Here is a 16,359-nt window from a genome sequence, read left to right as displayed (position 1 = left end):
GCTTTTTTGATTCGGTGTGAGCCGAAGCGTATCAGGCGGCCTTCTTGGCGCCAGCCTTCGCGGAGGCGCTGACGGCCTTCACGGTGGCGTTGGTCGCGGCAGCCACGTTGGCTTCGGCGATCTCGGCGACTTGCTTGGCGGCCTTGCTGACGCTGTCATAGGCGCTGTTTGCGGCGGCGATCGCGGACTTGACGGCGGCAACGGCAACGTCGGAACCGGCCGGAGCGGATTTTGCGGCCTTGTCGAGCACCGACGACAGGTTTTTGTTCAGTTCGGCGATCTGGGTTTCGACCAGCTTCGAGACTTCTTCCTGACCCTGCGACGCGATCTCGTAGACGCTGCGGTTGTAGGCGACGGCCTTTTCGACCAGCGGCTGGGCCAGGGTGGCCTGCAGGCTCACCAGTTCCTGCACGTCCTTCGCGCCGAGCAGGGCCTTCGAATTGGCGATGCTGTCTTCGAGGATCGAACGGGCGGTGTTCAGGTTGAGGGCGGCGAGGCGCTCGGCGCTGGCGAAAACGTTGTTGGCCAGGGTCAGCAGGGTTTCGACGTTGGCTTTGTTGGTCGCAGCAAACTGCTCGGGGGTAGCAAACATTTTTTCATCTCCTGAGGGTAGTGTTTCAATGATCTGCTCCGCAACTCTTTCGGTCCGCTTGGTGCGTCGCAACATGGTTTGGATTATAGGGATGGCGAGCCCCTTGTCAAGCGTTTTTTTTGTGCGCTGCACAATACTTACGGAATATTTTTCAGGGCTGTCAGGACAAGGCCGAAAAATGGCTGCAAGGTGCGGTTTTTTAATAATGTTTCAGAATGTATGCGATGAGTTTTAGAGCGGAAAGCAGGTACGGAAATTACAGTGATGTTGCAATTGCAACATCACGGCAAAAGTGACTTGAGAATGATGAGGGTATGGTGCACCGCCGACGGGATGCGGCGGTGCGGCAAGGTCAGCGGTGCTTGAAGTCGGGCTTGCGCTTCTCGACGAAGGCTGCCATCCCTTCCTTCTGATCGTCGAGGCCGAACGCAGCGTGGAAAACGCGGCGCTCGAACAGCAGGCCTTCATTGAGGCTGCCTTCGAAGGCGCGATTGACCGATTCCTTGATCATCATCACGACCGGCAGCGAGAAGTTGGCGATCTCGGTGGCGACCGCGAGCGCTTCATCGAGTAGTTTGTCGGTCGGCACGACGCGGGCGACGAGTCCCGAACGTTCCGCTTCCTCGGCCCCCATCAGCCGCGCGGTGAGGCACATGTCCATCGTTTTCGCCTTGCCGATCGCGCGCGGCAGGCGCTGCGTGCCGCCCGAGCCGGGCAGGATGCCGAGCTTGATTTCGGGCTGGCCGAACTTCGCGTTGTCGGCGGCGATGATCATGTCGCACATCATCGCCAGTTCGCAGCCGCCGCCGAGCGCGAAGCCGGCGACCGCTGCGATGACCGGTTTGCGGCAGGTCTTGACGCGTTCCCAGTTACGCGTGATGTAGTCGCCCTTGTAGGCGTCCATGTGCGAAAAGTTGGCCATCGCGCCGATATCGGCGCCCGCGGCGAAGGCTTTCTCGCTGCCGGTGATGACAATGGCGCCGATTCCCTCGTCGGCCTCGAAGTGGTCGAGCGCCTCCCACATTTCATCGACGACCTGGTCGTTGAGCGCGTTCATCGCCTTCGGGCGATTAAGGGTGATCAGGCCGACCCGGCCACGCGTTTCAACGAGGATGTTCTGGAAACTCATGCGTCTCATCTCCTGGTGATTGAGGCTTTGCTGGGGGTGTTATTGGGGTGTTATTGGGGTTTTTGCGGCGCTTCGTTGCCCGGCTCCGCGGCCGAGCCTTTCGGCTGGATGACGGCCCGCACGCGTGAGTCGCCGGCCGTTGCCGAACTGGTGCCCGGCTGGTTCGTGACGAAGTATTTCTCGCTCAGGGCATCGTATTCGATGTAATGCCCGCGCACTTCGTCGCCGCCGGATTCGACACGCGCCTGATTGAAAAGGCGCGCCCGCTCCGCCCGGCTGTCGTATTCGATCCGTTCGGCCTCGCCTTCGACGAACTCGTTGCTGCCTTCGCGTTTCTGGCGAAACGTCGCGGGCCGTTTGTCGCTGCCGGTGGCCACACCGGTCTGGAAACCGTCCGGGCCCTGCGTCACGACGAGCCGATCGCCCTTGATGACGAGGGAACCCTGCGTGAGGACGACGTTGCCTTCGAAGACGTGCACCTTGTTGCGGTCATCGACCGTCAGGTGGTTCGCCTCGATGTTGACCGGCTTTTCGCGGTCGGCAAGTTCCGCCAGCGCCGGCAGCGGCCGCAGTGCGGCAACGAGCCCGAGCGCGAGGAAGGCGAGTGCAGGGACGTGCTTCATGGTGGGGTCCGCGATGTGCGTGGCATGAGAACGGTGACCCCGCCGAGCAGGTCGAGGGTGCCGAAGATGTTGTCCGACCTGAGCCCGCCGGCGTGCGCGGTCGTCTTGCCTTGCGTGAGGATGACGGGGTCGCTGGTTTCGGCGCGCTCGTCGTCGGGCCAGACTTTCAGGGTCTCGGAAGCGAAACTCATCGCCGGGCTGCCGACGGTTGCCGCGCGGTGTACGCGCACGTCGCCGCTCAGGAGCACTTCGCTGCCGCCTTCGTGAATCTCGCCGGACTTTGCCGTGATGCGCAGTTCGCGGCCTTCGGAATCGTAGCGCAGCCGTGGATGATCGAGTTCGGTGATGCCCGACAGAGGGTAGTTCGTGATCCGGTCGGCGAGCAGTTCGTAGCGTTGCTGCCCGTCGGCGCCGAAACTGACCAGCCGCGTCTGCTCGGCGATGAAGTCCGGGTCGCGTCGCTGTTCGGTGCGGACCGCGCCGTCCTCGCCGCGGGTGACCCGCTCGAGCCACAGGGTCGCACCGGCCAGCACGACGAGCGCGACGACCGGATAGAGTTGCAGGATCGACGGGCGCATCGCCGGCCTTAGGCGAGATAGGCCGAAAGCATCGCTTCGAGCCTGCCCTGTGCGGCCAGCAGGTAGTCACACACTTCGCGCACCGCGCCGCGCCCGCCGGGTTTGCTCGCGACGTAGCCGACATGCCGTCGGACGAATTCGTGGCCGTCGGACGGGGTGGCCGAAAATCCGCACGCACGCAGGATCGGCAGGTCGACGACATCGTCGCCCATGTAGCCGGCTTCGCTGGCGGGGATGTTCCGGCGCGCGAGCAGCGCGTCGAGGCAGGCGCGCTTGTCCTCGACGCCCATGTGCAACTCGCGAATGCCGAGGTTCGCCGCCCGCAGCTCGAGCGCGCGCGAGCTGCGCCCGCTGATGATCGCAACTTCGATGCCGGCGCTCTGCAGCATCTTCAGCCCGTGGCCGTCGAGGCTGGAGAAGACTTTCAGCTCTTCGCCGTTGGGCGTGAAATACAGGCTCCCGTCCGTCATCACGCCGTCGACGTCGAAGCCCATCAGGCGGATGCGCGAGGCATTTTCGCAGGCCGGCATCAGATCACCTTCGCGAGCATCAGGTCGTGGGTGGTCAGCGCGCCCGCGAGCGTGCCGTCGGCGCCGACGACGAGCAGCTGGCTGATGCGCAGCCGTTCCATGATTTCGGCCGCCTCGACGGCGAGCGCGTCCGGGCCGATGCTGCGCGGCGCGCGTGTCATGACTTCGGCAAGCGTCGCGGTGCGTGCGTCGCAGCCGCGCTCGAGCGCCCGGCGCAGGTCGCCGTCGGTGAAGATGCCGATCGGCGCCCCGCGGGCGTCGACGACTGCCGTCATGCCCATGCCGCCGCGCGTCATTTCGAGCAGGGCCGAGGTCATCGGGACGGTTTCCGGGACCTGCGGAACGCGGTCCGCGCCGCGCATCACGTCGCTGACATGCGTGAGCAGGCGCCTGCCGAGGCTGCCGCCCGGATGCGAGCGGGCAAAATCGTCCGCGCCGAAGCCGCGCGCATCGAGCAGCGCAACCGCCAGCGCGTCGCCGAGCGCGAGCGCCGCGGTGGTGCTGGCGGTCGGGGCGAGGTTCAGCGGACAGGCTTCCTCGCTGACCGCGGCGTCGAGATGGACATCGGCCTCGCGCGCGAGCGGCGAATCCGGCTTGCCGGTCATCGAGATCAGCTTCGCCCCCTGGCGTTTGACGAGCGGCACGATCGTCAGCAGCTCCTCGCTGGCGCCGGAGTTCGACAGCGCGATGACGACGTCTTCGGCGGTGATCATGCCGAGGTCGCCGTGCGCCGCTTCCGCCGCATGCACGAAATAGGCCGGCGTGCCGGTGCTCGCGAGCGTCGCGGCGAGCTTGCGCGCGATGTGGCCGGATTTCCCGATGCCCGTGACGATGACGCGGCCGTGGCGCTGCAGGATCAGCTGCACGGCGCGCTCGAAATCTGCGTCGAGACGTTCGGCGAGCGCCGCGACGGCGGCGGCTTCGATGTGCAGCACCCGGCGGGCGAGCACGACGCAGCGGGCTTCATGGGAGAGAGCGGGCGGGACTGGGTTCATAGGGTTCGAAGCGGTTACACTCTGACGCACGAGACGGCCGGAAAACCGGCGGCGAACAGCAGGCCCGGCGGCGCAAATCGAAGCTGCGAAGTATAGCAGACGGGCCGAGCGGCCCCGCATCGTGCACATTCCACCCATCACCCTCATTCATGCACAACACGCTCGAGCTGGTCCTGTTGCTCCTGGCGGCCTGCGTCGTCGTGGTCGCGGTTTTTCGCAGCCTGAGCTTGCCTCCGGTGCTCGGATACCTGCTCGTCGGCGCGGGAGTCGGTCCGCATGCGCTCGACCTGGTCGAAGCCTCGGACGGCGCGAGCCATCTGGCCGAGTTCGGGGTGGTGTTCCTGATGTTCTCGATCGGACTCGAGTTCTCGCTGCCGCGGCTGTTCGCGATGAAACGCATCGTGTTCGGGCTCGGCGCGGCGCAGGTGCTCGGATCGTTGCTGTTTACGATGCTGGCCGGGGCGATCTTCGGGCTCGGGTGGAGGGCGAGCTTCGCGCTCGGCGCGACGCTCGCGATGTCCTCGACGGCAATCCTCTCGAAGCTGCTGTCCGACCGCCTCGAACTCGACCGGCCGCACGGCAGGGAAACGATCGGTGTGCTGTTGTTCCAGGATATTGCCGTCGTGCCACTGCTGATCCTCATCCCCGCGCTGTCGCAGCCGGCCGGGGAACTCGCCGGGACGCTCGGCATCGCGGCGCTCAAGGCCGCAGTGCTGCTCGCGCTGGTGCTCGTCGTCGGCCAGCGCGTGATGCGTTGGTGGTTTACCGTCGTCGCGCAGCGGCGCTCGGGCGAACTCTTCATGCTCAACGTGCTGCTGATCACGCTCGGGCTGGCGTGGCTTTCCGCCGCGGTGGGATTGTCGCTGGCACTGGGGGCGTTCCTGGCGGGCATGCTGATTTCCGAAACCGAGTACCGCTACCAGGTCGAGGAGGACATCAAGCCGTTTCGCGACGTGCTGCTCGGCCTGTTTTTCGTCACCGTCGGGATGTTCCTCGACGTCAGGCTGATCGTGGCGAACCTGGTGGCGGTGCTGGGACTGCTGGTGGCGCTGCTGGTATTCAAGGGGGCGATCGTCTTCGCGGCATCGCGAGCCTTCGGTTCGTCGAGCGGCACCGCGCTGCGCACGGCGCTGTGGCTGTGCGCCGGCGGCGAGTTCGGCTTCGTGCTGATCTCGCATATCGACGATGTCAGCCTGATGCCGGAGGCACTGCTGCAGATCACGGTTGCCGCGCTGGTGCTGTCGATGCTCGTTGCGCCGCTGATCGTGCAGCTGAGCGACAGGCTGGTGCTGCGTTTCGTCGCCTCCGAATGGCTGCTGCGCTCGATGGAGCTGACGCGCGTCGCTGCCCAGACGATGAACACCAGCAAACACATCATCGTCTGCGGCTACGGGCGCAGCGGGCAGTACATGGCGCGTTTCATGGAGCAGGAAAACGTCAGCTACGTGGCGCTCGATCTCGATCCGGAGCGCGTGCGCGAGGCGGGTGCGGCCGGCGATACCGTCGTGTATGGCGATGCGGCGCGTCACGAAACGCTGATGGCCGCGGGCATCATGCGGGCGAGTGCGCTGGTGATTTCGTTCGGCGAAGTCGAAGCTGCGCTGCGGGTCATGCATCGCGCCCACCTGCTGCGGCCGGATCTGCCGATTGTTGTGCGCGCCAGCGACGAGAAGGACATGGCGCGACTGTCGCAAGGAGGTGCCACCGAAGTGGTGCCGGAGGCTTTCGAAGGCAGCATCATCCTCGCCTCGCATGCGCTGGCGCTGATCGGCGTGCCGCTCAACCGCATCGTGCGGCGCATCCGCGACATCCGCAACCAGCGCTACGCGTTGATGCGCGGCTTCTTCCACGGCACCAGCGACGCGGCGGACGGGCCGGACGCGAACGAGGCGCGCCTGCGCTCGGTGACGCTGCCGGGCGGCGCCCGCGCAGTCGGCATGACGATCGGTGCGATCGGGCTCGGCGAGCTCGGCGTGGGCGTGTCGGCGGTGCGCCGGCGGAACATCCGGGGGCTGTCGCCGGGGCCGGAAACGCAGCTGGAGGAAGGCGATGTCGTCGTCCTGATCGGCATTCAGGCCAATCTCGAACAGGCCGAGCGCCGCCTGCTCGGAGGGGTCTGAGCGCCTCTCGGGTGCCCCTGCGGCCGTCCGTGCTCTGCTAAACTCCGCCGTTTGACGATGCACGGGGTGATGCGCTGAAGCACTTGATCTTGGTGAAGTGCCGCTCGTCCCTGATGCGTTAGTCTGTGTTTCCACAAGATTTTTTTGGCTGCCTCGCTTGTCATCCGAATCCTCCGCCACCCTCGTGCAGTTGCAGGACGTTCGCTTCGCATACGGCGAGCGGGTCATCCTGCGCGGCATCGATCTCGATATCCCGCGCGGGAAGGTGGTGGCGATCATGGGCGGCAGCGGCTGTGGCAAGACGACTTTGCTGCGCCTGATCGGCGGGCAGTTGCGGGCCAGCGGCGGGATCGTGAACGTCGCGGGCCAGAATCTGGCGCGCTTGTCGACCCGCGAGCTCTATGCGCTGCGCCGGCGCATGGGGATGCTGTTCCAGTTCGGCGCGCTATTCACCGACCTGTCGGTGTTCGACAACGTCGCGTTCCCGCTGCGCGAACATACCGACCTGCCGCCCGAACTGATTCGCGACCTCGTGCTGATGAAGCTCAATGCCGTCGGCTTGCGGGGTGCGGCGACGCTGAAGCCCGCGGAGCTCTCGGGCGGCATGGCACGCCGTGTCGCGCTTGCGCGCGCGATTGCGCTCGACCCGATGCTGATCATGTACGACGAGCCGTTCGCCGGTCTCGATCCGATCTCGCTGGGGGTCATCGGGCAGCTGATCCGCCGGCTCAACGATGCGCTCGGGGCAAGCACGATCATGGTCACCCACGATATCCTCGAATCGCTGCAGATCGTCGATTACGTCTATTTCATCTCGGAAGGACGCATCGTCGCGCATGGCACGCCCGACGAGATCCGCGCGTCGACCGACCCTTTCGTGCAGCAGTTCATCCATGCCGAGGCCGATGGCCCGGTGCCGTTCCATTATCCGGCCGAGCCTCTTGCGCACAGCCTGCTGGGGCGGGGTGCGGCATGAACGGCCTGGCGGGTCTCGTGCGCCGGCTCGGCGGCGCCGTCACCGACGGAGTGTGGCGGCTCGGTTTCGCGGCGCGCTTCTTCGGCTTGCTGCTGCTGTATTCCGGGCAGTCGCTGCTACGCGTGCACCTGACGATCCGCGAGGTCTATTTCAGCGGCGTGCTGTCGCTGCTGATCATCATCGTGTCTGGGCTTTTCGTCGGCATGGTGCTCGGACTGCAGGGCTACGAGACGCTGCAGCGTTTCGGCTCCGGCGATGCGCTCGGCGTGCTCGTGGCCCTGTCGCTGACGCGCGAACTGGGGCCGGTCGTCGCCGCGCTGTTGTTTGCGAGTCGCGCCGGTTCGGCCGTGACGGCCGAGATCGGCCTGATGAAAGCGACCGAGCAACTCAAGGCGATGGACATGATGGCGGTCAATCCGATCGCCCGCGTCGTCGCGCCGCGCTTCTGGGGCGGCGTGATCTCGATGCCGCTGCTCGCCGCGCTTTTTTCCGCGATGGGCGTGTTCGGCGGCTGGCTGATCGGCGTCGTGCTGATCGGCGTCGATGAAGGCGCTTTCTGGTCGCAGATGCAGGCGGCCGTCGATTTTCGCTTCGATGTCGTCAACGGCGTGATCAAGAGCGTGGTTTTCGGTGCCGCGGTGTCGCTGATCGCGGTGTTCGAAGGCTACGACTGCACGCCCACCGCCGAAGGTGTCTCGCGTGCGATCACCCGCACCGTCGTCAGTTCCGCGCTGGCGATCCTGGCGCTCGACTTCGTGCTTACTTCCTTCATGTTCAGAGGCCAGTCATGAGCCGTACAACGCTCGACCTGTGGGTCGGTTTCTTCGTCGTCATCGGCATGGCTGCGTTGCTGTTCCTTTCGTTGAAGGTCGGCAATCTCGCGAGCGCCAATTTCAGCGAGTCCTACGTCCTCAAGGCGCAGTTCGACAACATCGGCGGCCTGAAAGTCAGGGCGCCGGTGAAGAGCGCGGGGGTCGTCGTCGGGCGCGTGACGAACATCGGCTTCGATACCGGCAGCTATCGCGCCGAAGTGACTTTCGTGGTCGATACCCGGTTTCAATTCCCCCGCGACACGATCGCGACGATCCTGACTTCCGGGCTGCTCGGCGAGCAATACCTCGGGCTCGAGCCGGGCGGCGACGTCGAGATGCTGAAGAGCGGGGAGGCCGTGCAGATCACGCAGTCCGCCGTGGTGCTCGAAAAGCTGATCGGGCAATTCCTGTTCAACAAGGCAGCGGAGGCTCCGGCGAACTGACCCTGCCGCATTGCATCGAACAAAAATGAATAACAATCCCTTCCCCCGGCCCACGACGCTCGCGGCGATCGCGCTCTGCCTGACGCTCGCCGCCGGCTGCACGACGCGGGTCGCGAATCCGGACGATCCGCTCGAGCGCTACAACCGCGCGATGTTCGGTTTCAACGAAACGGTCGACCGCGCCGCGATCCGGCCGGTCGCCGAGGCCTACGATGCGACGATGCCGACGCCCGTACGCACCGGCGTCGGCAACTTCTTCGGCAACGTCGGCGACGTCTGGAACGGCGTCAATAACCTGCTGCAGGGCAAGTTGAGGGAAGGCCTGTCCGACGGTGCCCGGTTCGGCCTGAACTCGACGCTCGGCATCCTCGGCATCTTCGATGTCGCGTCGGAGTTCGGACTGCCCAAGAGCGACGAGGATTTCGGCCAGACGCTCGGGCGCTGGGGAGTCGGCGAAGGCGCCTATTTCGTCGTGCCGTTCTTCGGTCCGCGCACGGTGCGCGACGCCGCCGTGCTGCCGATCGACCTGTACGGCGACAATGTCTGGGGCGTGAGCGACGTCGCGGCGCGCAACAGCCTGACCGTGCTGCGTCTCGTGCATGGCCGGGCGAACCTGCTCGGCATCGACAAGACGCTCGAAGAAGGCACCCTCGACAAGTATTCCTATGCGCGCGACTTCTACCTGCAGCAGCGTCGCTACCGGGTCCATGACGGGAGCCCGCCGCAGGAATACGAGGATTTCAACGGGGGTGACGGTGCCGCATCGCCGCATGGGCCCGCCAAGGGTGTCGCGGCAGCGACGAATGTCGACGAATTTCAGCAGGCGAGCGCCGGATCCGGTGGTGACCGCCCGGCCACAAGGTAATACAAGATGAAAAAACTCTTCCTTTCTCTGTGTCTGTTCCTGTCGATCGGCGCGAGTATGGCGGCCGACCCCGTCACGCCGCCCGGTGCCCGAGCCACGGCTGCGCTGATTGCTCCCGACGCGCTGGTTCGTGACGTGAGCAGCGACGTGCTGGCGATCGTTCGCGACGACCACGCGATCCGGGCGGGCGATACGGGCCGCGTCGTCAGTCTCGTCGAGGAAAAAGTGCTGCCGCACTTCAACTTCCGCCGCATGACGATGCTCGCCGTCGGCAAGGATTGGCGCCAGGCGACTCCCGAGCAGCAGAAGGAACTGGTCGACGTGTTCCGCACGCTGCTGGTCCGCACCTATTCCAATGCCCTGACGCAGTACCGCAACCAGGTCATCGAATACAAGCCGGCGCGGTTCGGCGCCGCCGATACCACGGTGCGTGTGCAGACCGAGGTCCGCCAGGCCGGGGCGCAGCCGATCAACATCGACTACGTGCTCGAAAAGACCGATCGCGGCTGGAAAGTGTTCGACGTCGTCGTCGCCGGCGTCAGCCTGGTGACGAATTATCGCGGCACGTTCGCGCAGGAAATCCGCGCTGGCGGCATCGACGGGCTGATCCGTTCCCTGCATGCCAAGACGCAGGAACTGAGCGGCCCCGCCGAGCGTTCATGAACGGCAACGTGACCGGGGTGCTGCGGCTCGACGGACCGCTGACGATGACGACCGTGAACGGGTTCGTGCAGGCCGGGCGCGCGAAGGCCGCGGCCGGCGACCTGACGGTCGACCTGTCCGGCGTCACCGCAGCCGATTCCGCGGCGCTGGCGCTGCTGTTTGACTGGCTGCGGGCGGCCCGTGGCGCCAGCCACCGGATGACGCTGAGCGGCGTCCCCGCGGGATTGCGCAGCCTCGCCGCGCTGTACGGCGTCGACGAGCTGTTGCCGGCGCAAGCCCCGGCTGCATCGACTCAATGAGCCTGCCGGCGATCCGCATTGTTTCGGCGACGAAGCGGTATGGCGCCGTGCAGGCGCTCGCCGGCGTCGACCTCGAGGTCGACCGCGGCGAGTTCTTCGGCCTGCTCGGCCCGAACGGTGCCGGCAAGACGACGCTGATCTCGTCCCTGTCGGGGCTGGTGCGCGCCGACAGCGGCACGCTCGAAGTGATGGGCCACGACGTCGTGTCCGATTACCGCAATGCGCGCCGCAAGCTCGGCGTGGTGCCGCAGGAGCTGGTATTCGATCCGTTTTTCACGGTGCGCGAGCTGCTGCGCATCCAGTCCGGCTACTTCGGCATCCGCCACAACGACGACTGGATCGACGAGATTCTCGCGAGCCTCGACCTGACCGCGAAAGCGGGTGCGAACATGCGCATGTTGTCGGGGGGCATGAAGCGTCGCGTGCTGGTTGCCCAGGCGCTGGTGCACCGGCCGCCGGTGATCGTGCTCGACGAGCCGACCGCCGGCGTGGACGTCGAACTGCGCCAGGGCCTGTGGCAGTTCATCCGCAAGCTGAACCGCGACGGCCATACGATCGTGCTGACGACGCACTACCTCGAAGAGGCCGAGGCGCTGTGCGGACGCATCGCGATGCTGAAGGCGGGTCGCGTCGTCGCGCTCGACACGACCGACAACCTGCTGCGGCGTTTCGCGACGCATTCGCTGCGCGTGCGTCTCGAGCGTCCCGAAATCGCCAGCGGCCTCGGCGCGGCGCTCGCCGAAGGCGGCTGGGCGGAGTTCGCGCTCGACACCTACGACGAGCTCGAACCGACGCTCGCGCGCCTGCGCGAAGCAGGCGGGCGGATCGTCGAGATGCAGCTCGGCGAAGCCGATCTCGAACGGGTCTTCGTCGAGGTCATGCACCGTGCCTGAATCGCGCCTCGCGGGTTTTCGCACGCTGCTGTACAAGGAAGTGTTGCGCTTCTGGAAAGTCGCGTTCCAGACCGTCCTGGCGCCGGTGATCAACGCGATGCTGTTCCTGCTGATCTTCTCGCACGTGCTCGACCGCCACGTCACCGTCTACGGCGACATCGCCTACACGGCGTTCCTCGTGCCGGGGCTGGTGATGATGTCGCTGCTGCAGAACGCGTTCGCCAACAGCTCGTCGTCGCTGATCCAGAGCAAGATCACCGGCAACATCATTTTCGTCCTGCTGCCGCCGCTGTCGTACCGCGAGTTCTATGCCGCCTACGTGATCGCGTCGATGCTGCGCGGGCTGTTCGTCGGCGCCGGCGTGCTGCTGGTGTCGATCCCGTTCGTCGATCTGTCGATCGCCGCGCCGGGCTGGGCGCTGGCGTTCGCACTGATGGGCAGCGCGATCCTCGCTTCGCTCGGCGTCATCGCCGGCATCTGGGCCGACAAATTCGACCAGCTCGCCGGCTTCCAGAACTTCCTGATCATGCCGCTGACGATGCTGTCCGGCGTGTTCTATTCGCTGCATTCCCTGCCGCAACTGTGGCAGGACGTGTCCCACGCCAACCCGTTCTTCTTCATGATCGACGGTTTCCGCTACGGCTTTTTCGGCCAGTCCGACGTGTCGCCGTGGCTGAGCCTGGGTGTCGTTAGTGTCTGTCTGATGTTACTTGCGGCTCTGACCCTGGCGATGCTCGCCCGGGGCTACAAGCTGCGCGCCTGAGGAAATCAAAATGTTCGAAGCAAGCGAAATCAAGAGACTGATCGAGCAGGGCATGCCCTGCGAATTCGTCGAAGTCCAGGGCGACGATGGCGTCCACTTCACCGGCATCGTCGTCAGCGCCGAATTCGAGGGCAAGCTGAAGGTGCGCCAGCACCAGGCCGTGTATGCGACCCTCGGCAAGCTGATGGGCAACGAGATCCACGCGCTGCAGCTGCAGACCTTCACGCCCGCCAAGTGGGCCGAAGTGCGCGGCGGACTCGGGTTCTGAGCGACGCGATGGACAAGCTACTGATCGAAGGCGGCGTGCGCCTGGCCGGAGAGACTGCGATTTCCGGCGCGAAGAACGCGGCCTTGCCGATCCTGTGCGCCGCGCTGCTGACCCGTGAGCCGATGACGTTCACGAACGTGCCGCAGCTGAACGACATCGACACCCTGCTGAAGCTGCTCGGGCAGATGGGCGTCAAGGTCAGCCGCGACAATGCGACCGTCACGCTCGACGCGTCCGCGATCGACAATCCGGTCGCGCCGTACGAGATGGTCAAGACGATGCGCGCGTCGATCCTCGTGCTCGGGCCGCTCGTCGCGCGCTGCGGCGAGGCGCGCGTGAGCCTGCCGGGCGGCTGCGCGATCGGCGCGCGCCCGGTGGACCAGCACATCAAGGGCCTTCAGGCGATGGGTGCGCAGGTGACGGTCGAGCACGGCTACGTGCACGCGGTCGTGCCGCGCCTGCGCGGCGCGCGCCTCTTCACCGACATGGTGACGGTCACCGGCACCGAAAACCTGATGATGGCAGCCTGTCTCGCCGACGGCGAAACGGTGATCGAGAACGCCGCGCGCGAGCCCGAAGTCGTCGATCTGGCGAACTGCCTCGTCGCGATGGGAGCGCGCATCTCCGGTGCCGGCACCGACGTGATCCGCATCCGCGGCGTCGAGCGCCTCAACGGCGCGACGCACCGCATCATGCCGGATCGCATCGAAACCGGCACCTACCTGTGCGCGGCGGCCGCGACCGGCGGCGAGATCCGCCTGACCCGTACGTCGACCGCGTATCTCGACGCCGTCGTCGACAAGCTGATGGACGCCGGCTGCGATGTCGTCGCCGAGCGCGACGCGATCCGCCTGAAGGCGCCGGCGCGCCTGACCGCGGTGAATATTCGCACCTCGCCGTACCCGGCGTTCCCGACCGACATGCAGGCGCAGTTCATGGCGATCAACGCGGTCGCCAGCGGGGCGGCGATGATCCGCGAGACGATCTTCGAGAACCGCTTCATGCATGCCGTCGAGTTGCAGCGCCTCGGCGCCGACATCCGCATCGACGGCAATACCGCTGTCGTGCAGGGGGTCGAGCGGCTGCAGGGGGCGACGGTGATGGCGACCGACCTGCGCGCCTCGGCGAGCCTCGTCATCGCCGGCCTCGTCGCCGAGGGCGAAACGGTCATCGAGCGCATCTACCACCTCGACCGCGGCTATGAGCGGCTCGAAGAGAAGCTCGCCGCGCTCGGCGCGCGCGTGCGCCGCGTCGCCTGAGCGGCAGGCGCGGCGGTGCGGCCCGGCAGCTCAGTGTCCGGCGGCTTCCGGCTGTCGGACTTCGAGCACTTCGAGGTGGATCGAACGCCCGTCGTCGGTCTTCCAGTCGATCGCCTGGCCGACCGACAGGCCGAGCAGCGCGCTGCCAGCCGGCGAGAATACGGACACCTTGCCGGGACCCTGCCCGGCATCGCCCGGATAGACGAGAGTCAGCTCGTATTCCCGGTCGCTGGGTTGTTCGCGAAAGCGCGCCCGGCTGTTCATCGTGATCACGTCGACCGGCATCTCCTCCGGTTCGCGCACCACGGCGCGCTCCAGTTCATCGCGCAGGCCATTCAGGTCGCCACGGTTGCGAGCGGCGGGCGAGAACAGCAGCCCCTCCAGGCGCTCCAGGTCGCTTGAAGAGATCACGATCTCGGGTTTCATCTCATCTCACCTCAAATCGTTGGTGGAAAAAGTAAAAATGGCCGAACCGCCGCGCGGTTCAGCCAACCGCTGCAGGCTAACAGAAGGCGTGCCGGGTTACAATGTCGGCCCGATTTCTTCCGAGGCGCCGTCTGTGTCCAGCATCACCCTCGCCCTGTCGAAGGGCCGCATCTTCGAGGAAACGCTACCGCTGCTCGCGGCGGCCGGCATCGTACCTGCCGACAATCCGGAAACCTCGCGCAAGCTGATCATCGACACCAACCGCCCGGACGTGCGCCTCGTCATCGTACGCGCGACCGACACGCCGACCTATGTGCAGTATGGCGCCGCCGACCTCGGCATCGCCGGCAAGGACGTCCTTCTTGAGCACGGTGGCGCCGGGCTGTACCAGCCGCTTGACCTCGATATCGCCAAATGCCGGTTGTGCGTCGCGACGCGCAAAGGCTTCGATTACGCTGCGGCTTCCCGACCCGGCGGCCGGATCCGCGTCGCGACGAAATACATCAACAGCGCGAAGGCGCATTTCGCCGCGAAAGGCGTGCACGTCGACCTGATCAAGCTGTACGGTTCGATGGAGCTCGCGCCGCTCGTTGGCCTCGCCGATGCGATCGTCGACCTCGTGTCGAGCGGCGGTACCTTGCGCGCGAACAATCTCGAAGAGGTCGAGGAAATCATGCCGATCAGCTCGCGCCTGATCGTCAACCAGGCTTCGCTCAAGCTCAAGCGCGAACTCATCCAGCCGCTGCTGGAGGCCTTTGCAGGAGCCGTGAAATGACTGCCCCGGCTGCGGCGATCCGCCGCCTCGACGCGCGCGAACCCGAATTCCTGACGACGCTCGACGCGCTGCTCGCATTCGAAGGCAGCGCGGACGCGCGCATCGACGCTGCGGTCAGCGAGATCCTGTGCGCAGTGCGCACTACCGGCGATACGGCGGTGCTCGAATACACGCGGCGTTTCGATCATCTCGACGTGAAGTCGATGGCGCAGCTGGAACTGCCGAAGTCGGAGCTGAAGGCGGCGCTCGACAGTCTCACCATCGAGCAGCGCGAGGCGCTGCGCCTCGCGGCCGACCGCGTGCGCGTCTATCACGAACGCCAGCGCGCCGAATCCTGGGATTACGTCGAAGCCGACGGCACCCGACTCGGCCAGAAAGTCACGCCGCTCGACCGCGTCGGCCTGTACGTGCCGGGCGGGCGCGCGTCGTACCCGAGTTCCGTGTTGATGAACGCAATTCCGGCCAAGGTCGCCGGTGTCGGCGAGCTGATCATGGTCGTGCCGACGCCGAACGGCGAGAAGAACCCGCTGGTGCTCGCCGCGGCCGCGATTACCGGCGTCGACCGCGTATTCACGGTCGGCGGCGCGCAGGCGGTGGCCGCACTCGCGTACGGTACGCAGACCCTGCCGCAGGTCGACAAGATCGTCGGCCCCGGCAATGCCTATGTCGCCGAGGCGAAGCGCCGCGTGTTCGGCACCGTCGGCATCGACATGGTCGCCGGTCCGTCTGAAGTGCTGATCATCTCGGACGGCAGCGGCCACGCCGACTGGGTCGCGATGGACCTGTTCGCGCAGGCTGAGCACGACGAACTCGCGCAGTCGATCCTGCTGTGCACGGACGCGGATTTCATCGACGCGGTTGCCGCATCGATCGATCGCCTGCTGCCGACGATGCCGCGCCGCGAGACGATCGCCGCGTCGCTCGCGAACCGCGGTGCGCTGATTCACGTCGACAGCCTCGAACAAGCCTGCGCGATCGCGAACCGCATCGCGCCGGAACACCTCGAACTGTCGGTGGACGATGCCGAGCCATGGATCGGCTGCATCCGCCATGCCGGTGCGATCTTCGTCGGGCACTGGTCGGTCGAGGCGCTCGGCGATTACTGCGCCGGACCGAACCACGTTCTGCCGACGATGCGCAGCGCGCGCTTTTCGTCGCCGCTCGGCGTGTACGATTTCCAGAAGCGCACCAGCATCGTGCAGATTTCGGAAGCCGGTGCGCAGACCCTCGGCCGGGTGGCGTCGATCCTCGCTCGCGGCGAGGGCCTGCAGGCGCATGCGCGCTCGGCCGAGATGCGGCTGCGCGATCGGTAGCCGCACCGCGGGCCAAAAGCCGTCGGCCGGGCCGGCG

Annotated in this window: 20 protein-coding genes; 13 read left to right on the top strand and 7 right to left on the bottom strand. The window is 66.1% G+C overall.

Annotated features, from left to right (window positions below; genetic code table 11):
* Nucleotides 1-31 precede the first annotated feature (31 nt).
* The 6 genes from pbN1_RS05595 to pbN1_RS05570 form a co-directional block, all read right to left on the bottom strand.
* Nucleotides 32-592 carry a phasin family protein gene (locus pbN1_RS05595; RefSeq protein ID WP_169201103.1) on the bottom strand — a complete coding sequence of 187 codons (561 nt, stop codon included), beginning with the start codon at nucleotides 590-592 and terminating at the stop codon, nucleotides 32-34.
* A gap of 352 nt (nucleotides 593-944) precedes the next feature.
* Nucleotides 945-1,721, bottom strand: coding sequence for an enoyl-CoA hydratase (locus pbN1_RS05590; protein ID WP_169201104.1), 777 nt, complete (start codon nucleotides 1,719-1,721; stop codon nucleotides 945-947).
* A gap of 50 nt (nucleotides 1,722-1,771) precedes the next feature.
* Nucleotides 1,772-2,344 (bottom strand): lipopolysaccharide transport periplasmic protein LptA, encoded by a 573-nt coding sequence (gene lptA, locus pbN1_RS05585; protein ID WP_169201105.1) that lies wholly within the window; start codon nucleotides 2,342-2,344, stop codon nucleotides 1,772-1,774.
* Nucleotides 2,341-2,922, bottom strand: coding sequence for an LPS export ABC transporter periplasmic protein LptC (gene lptC, locus pbN1_RS05580; protein ID WP_169201106.1), 582 nt, complete (start codon nucleotides 2,920-2,922; stop codon nucleotides 2,341-2,343). The genes lptA and lptC overlap by 4 nt, the downstream gene beginning before the upstream one ends.
* A gap of 8 nt (nucleotides 2,923-2,930) precedes the next feature.
* Complete coding sequence (locus pbN1_RS05575; protein WP_169201107.1) at nucleotides 2,931-3,452, bottom strand: KdsC family phosphatase; 522 nt, start codon at nucleotides 3,450-3,452, stop codon at nucleotides 2,931-2,933.
* Complete coding sequence (locus pbN1_RS05570; RefSeq protein WP_169201108.1) at nucleotides 3,452-4,447, bottom strand: KpsF/GutQ family sugar-phosphate isomerase; 996 nt, start codon at nucleotides 4,445-4,447, stop codon at nucleotides 3,452-3,454. The genes pbN1_RS05575 and pbN1_RS05570 overlap by 1 nt, the downstream gene beginning before the upstream one ends.
* A gap of 149 nt (nucleotides 4,448-4,596) precedes the next feature.
* On the opposite strand from pbN1_RS05570, the gene pbN1_RS05565 reads away from it, so the two are divergent.
* The 11 genes from pbN1_RS05565 to murA all read left to right on the top strand — a co-directional run bounded on the left by pbN1_RS05565 (nucleotide 4,597) and on the right by murA (nucleotide 13,808).
* On the top strand, nucleotides 4,597-6,567 hold the full coding sequence (locus pbN1_RS05565; protein ID WP_169201109.1) for a monovalent cation:proton antiporter family protein: 1,971 nt from the start codon (nucleotides 4,597-4,599) through the stop codon (nucleotides 6,565-6,567).
* 148 nt (nucleotides 6,568-6,715) lie between these two features.
* A complete protein-coding gene (locus tag pbN1_RS05560; RefSeq protein WP_425305767.1) occupies nucleotides 6,716-7,543 on the top strand; it encodes an ABC transporter ATP-binding protein in 828 nt (275 codons plus the stop codon).
* Nucleotides 7,540-8,334, top strand: a complete 795-nt coding sequence (mlaE, locus tag pbN1_RS05555) for a lipid asymmetry maintenance ABC transporter permease subunit MlaE (protein ID WP_169201111.1) — start codon at nucleotides 7,540-7,542, stop codon at nucleotides 8,332-8,334. Before pbN1_RS05560 ends, mlaE begins: the two co-directional genes overlap by 4 nt.
* Entirely contained in the window at nucleotides 8,331-8,798 is a 468-nt protein-coding gene (gene mlaD, locus pbN1_RS05550; RefSeq protein ID WP_169117647.1) for an outer membrane lipid asymmetry maintenance protein MlaD, read from the top strand. The genes mlaE and mlaD overlap by 4 nt, the downstream gene beginning before the upstream one ends.
* Before the next feature lie 25 nt (nucleotides 8,799-8,823).
* Nucleotides 8,824-9,663 (top strand): MlaA family lipoprotein, encoded by an 840-nt coding sequence (locus tag pbN1_RS05545; protein ID WP_169117646.1) that lies wholly within the window; start codon nucleotides 8,824-8,826, stop codon nucleotides 9,661-9,663.
* A gap of 6 nt (nucleotides 9,664-9,669) precedes the next feature.
* The gene (locus pbN1_RS05540; RefSeq protein ID WP_169117645.1) at nucleotides 9,670-10,326 is read left to right on the top strand and encodes an MlaC/ttg2D family ABC transporter substrate-binding protein; all 657 of its coding nucleotides are present in this window, start codon (nucleotides 9,670-9,672) and stop codon (nucleotides 10,324-10,326) included.
* Nucleotides 10,323-10,625: an STAS domain-containing protein gene (locus pbN1_RS05535; protein ID WP_169117644.1), complete on the top strand. Its 303-nt coding sequence runs from the start codon at nucleotides 10,323-10,325 to the stop codon at nucleotides 10,623-10,625. Before pbN1_RS05540 ends, pbN1_RS05535 begins: the two co-directional genes overlap by 4 nt.
* Complete coding sequence (locus pbN1_RS05530) at nucleotides 10,622-11,518, top strand: ABC transporter ATP-binding protein (RefSeq protein WP_169201112.1); 897 nt, start codon at nucleotides 10,622-10,624, stop codon at nucleotides 11,516-11,518. The genes pbN1_RS05535 and pbN1_RS05530 overlap by 4 nt, the downstream gene beginning before the upstream one ends.
* Entirely contained in the window at nucleotides 11,511-12,281 is a 771-nt protein-coding gene (locus pbN1_RS05525) for an ABC transporter permease (protein WP_210147667.1), read from the top strand. Before pbN1_RS05530 ends, pbN1_RS05525 begins: the two co-directional genes overlap by 8 nt.
* Nucleotides 12,282-12,291: 10 nt before the next feature.
* Nucleotides 12,292-12,549, top strand: a complete 258-nt coding sequence (locus pbN1_RS05520) for a BolA family protein (protein ID WP_169117641.1) — start codon at nucleotides 12,292-12,294, stop codon at nucleotides 12,547-12,549.
* Between the two features lie 8 nt (nucleotides 12,550-12,557).
* On the top strand, nucleotides 12,558-13,808 hold the full coding sequence (murA, locus tag pbN1_RS05515; RefSeq protein WP_169117640.1) for a UDP-N-acetylglucosamine 1-carboxyvinyltransferase: 1,251 nt from the start codon (nucleotides 12,558-12,560) through the stop codon (nucleotides 13,806-13,808).
* Between the two features lie 30 nt (nucleotides 13,809-13,838).
* Here murA and rnk read toward each other — a convergent pair whose 3' ends face one another.
* Nucleotides 13,839-14,234 carry a nucleoside diphosphate kinase regulator gene (gene rnk, locus pbN1_RS05510; protein ID WP_169201113.1) on the bottom strand — a complete coding sequence of 132 codons (396 nt, stop codon included), beginning with the start codon at nucleotides 14,232-14,234 and terminating at the stop codon, nucleotides 13,839-13,841.
* A gap of 133 nt (nucleotides 14,235-14,367) precedes the next feature.
* Between rnk and hisG the strand changes: the two genes are divergently transcribed.
* On the top strand, nucleotides 14,368-15,009 hold the full coding sequence (gene hisG / locus pbN1_RS05505; protein ID WP_169117638.1) for an ATP phosphoribosyltransferase: 642 nt from the start codon (nucleotides 14,368-14,370) through the stop codon (nucleotides 15,007-15,009).
* Nucleotides 15,006-16,322 (top strand): histidinol dehydrogenase, encoded by a 1,317-nt coding sequence (gene hisD, locus pbN1_RS05500; protein ID WP_169201114.1) that lies wholly within the window; start codon nucleotides 15,006-15,008, stop codon nucleotides 16,320-16,322. Before hisG ends, hisD begins: the two co-directional genes overlap by 4 nt.
* Nucleotides 16,323-16,359 lie beyond the last annotated feature (37 nt).

The sequence above is a fragment of the Aromatoleum bremense genome, assembly GCF_017894365.1.
Classification (GTDB): Bacteria; Pseudomonadota; Gammaproteobacteria; order Burkholderiales; family Rhodocyclaceae; genus Aromatoleum; species Aromatoleum bremense.
This window is presented reverse-complemented; position numbering and strand designations above follow the sequence as displayed.

Excerpts from the sequence above, each read along its gene's own strand:
- pbN1_RS05595 (WP_169201103.1), bottom strand. The coding sequence starts at position 592 with ATGTTTGCTACCCCCGAGCAGTTTGCTGCGACCAACAAAGCCAACGTC.
- pbN1_RS05590 (WP_169201104.1), bottom strand. The coding sequence starts at position 1,721 with ATGAGTTTCCAGAACATCCTCGTTGAAACGCGTGGCCGGGTCGGCCTG.
- lptA (WP_169201105.1), bottom strand. The coding sequence starts at position 2,344 with ATGAAGCACGTCCCTGCACTCGCCTTCCTCGCGCTCGGGCTCGTTGCC.
- lptC (WP_169201106.1), bottom strand. The coding sequence starts at position 2,922 with ATGCGCCCGTCGATCCTGCAACTCTATCCGGTCGTCGCGCTCGTCGTG.
- pbN1_RS05575 (WP_169201107.1), bottom strand. The coding sequence starts at position 3,452 with ATGCCGGCCTGCGAAAATGCCTCGCGCATCCGCCTGATGGGCTTCGAC.
- pbN1_RS05570 (WP_169201108.1), bottom strand. The coding sequence starts at position 4,447 with ATGAACCCAGTCCCGCCCGCTCTCTCCCATGAAGCCCGCTGCGTCGTG.
- pbN1_RS05565 (WP_169201109.1), top strand. The coding sequence starts at position 4,597 with ATGCACAACACGCTCGAGCTGGTCCTGTTGCTCCTGGCGGCCTGCGTC.
- mlaE (WP_169201111.1), top strand. The coding sequence starts at position 7,540 with ATGAACGGCCTGGCGGGTCTCGTGCGCCGGCTCGGCGGCGCCGTCACC.
- mlaD (WP_169117647.1), top strand. The coding sequence starts at position 8,331 with ATGAGCCGTACAACGCTCGACCTGTGGGTCGGTTTCTTCGTCGTCATC.
- pbN1_RS05545 (WP_169117646.1), top strand. The coding sequence starts at position 8,824 with ATGAATAACAATCCCTTCCCCCGGCCCACGACGCTCGCGGCGATCGCG.
- pbN1_RS05540 (WP_169117645.1), top strand. The coding sequence starts at position 9,670 with ATGAAAAAACTCTTCCTTTCTCTGTGTCTGTTCCTGTCGATCGGCGCG.
- pbN1_RS05535 (WP_169117644.1), top strand. The coding sequence starts at position 10,323 with ATGAACGGCAACGTGACCGGGGTGCTGCGGCTCGACGGACCGCTGACG.
- pbN1_RS05530 (WP_169201112.1), top strand. The coding sequence starts at position 10,622 with ATGAGCCTGCCGGCGATCCGCATTGTTTCGGCGACGAAGCGGTATGGC.
- pbN1_RS05520 (WP_169117641.1), top strand. The coding sequence starts at position 12,292 with ATGTTCGAAGCAAGCGAAATCAAGAGACTGATCGAGCAGGGCATGCCC.
- murA (WP_169117640.1), top strand. The coding sequence starts at position 12,558 with ATGGACAAGCTACTGATCGAAGGCGGCGTGCGCCTGGCCGGAGAGACT.
- rnk (WP_169201113.1), bottom strand. The coding sequence starts at position 14,234 with ATGAAACCCGAGATCGTGATCTCTTCAAGCGACCTGGAGCGCCTGGAG.
- hisD (WP_169201114.1), top strand. The coding sequence starts at position 15,006 with ATGACTGCCCCGGCTGCGGCGATCCGCCGCCTCGACGCGCGCGAACCC.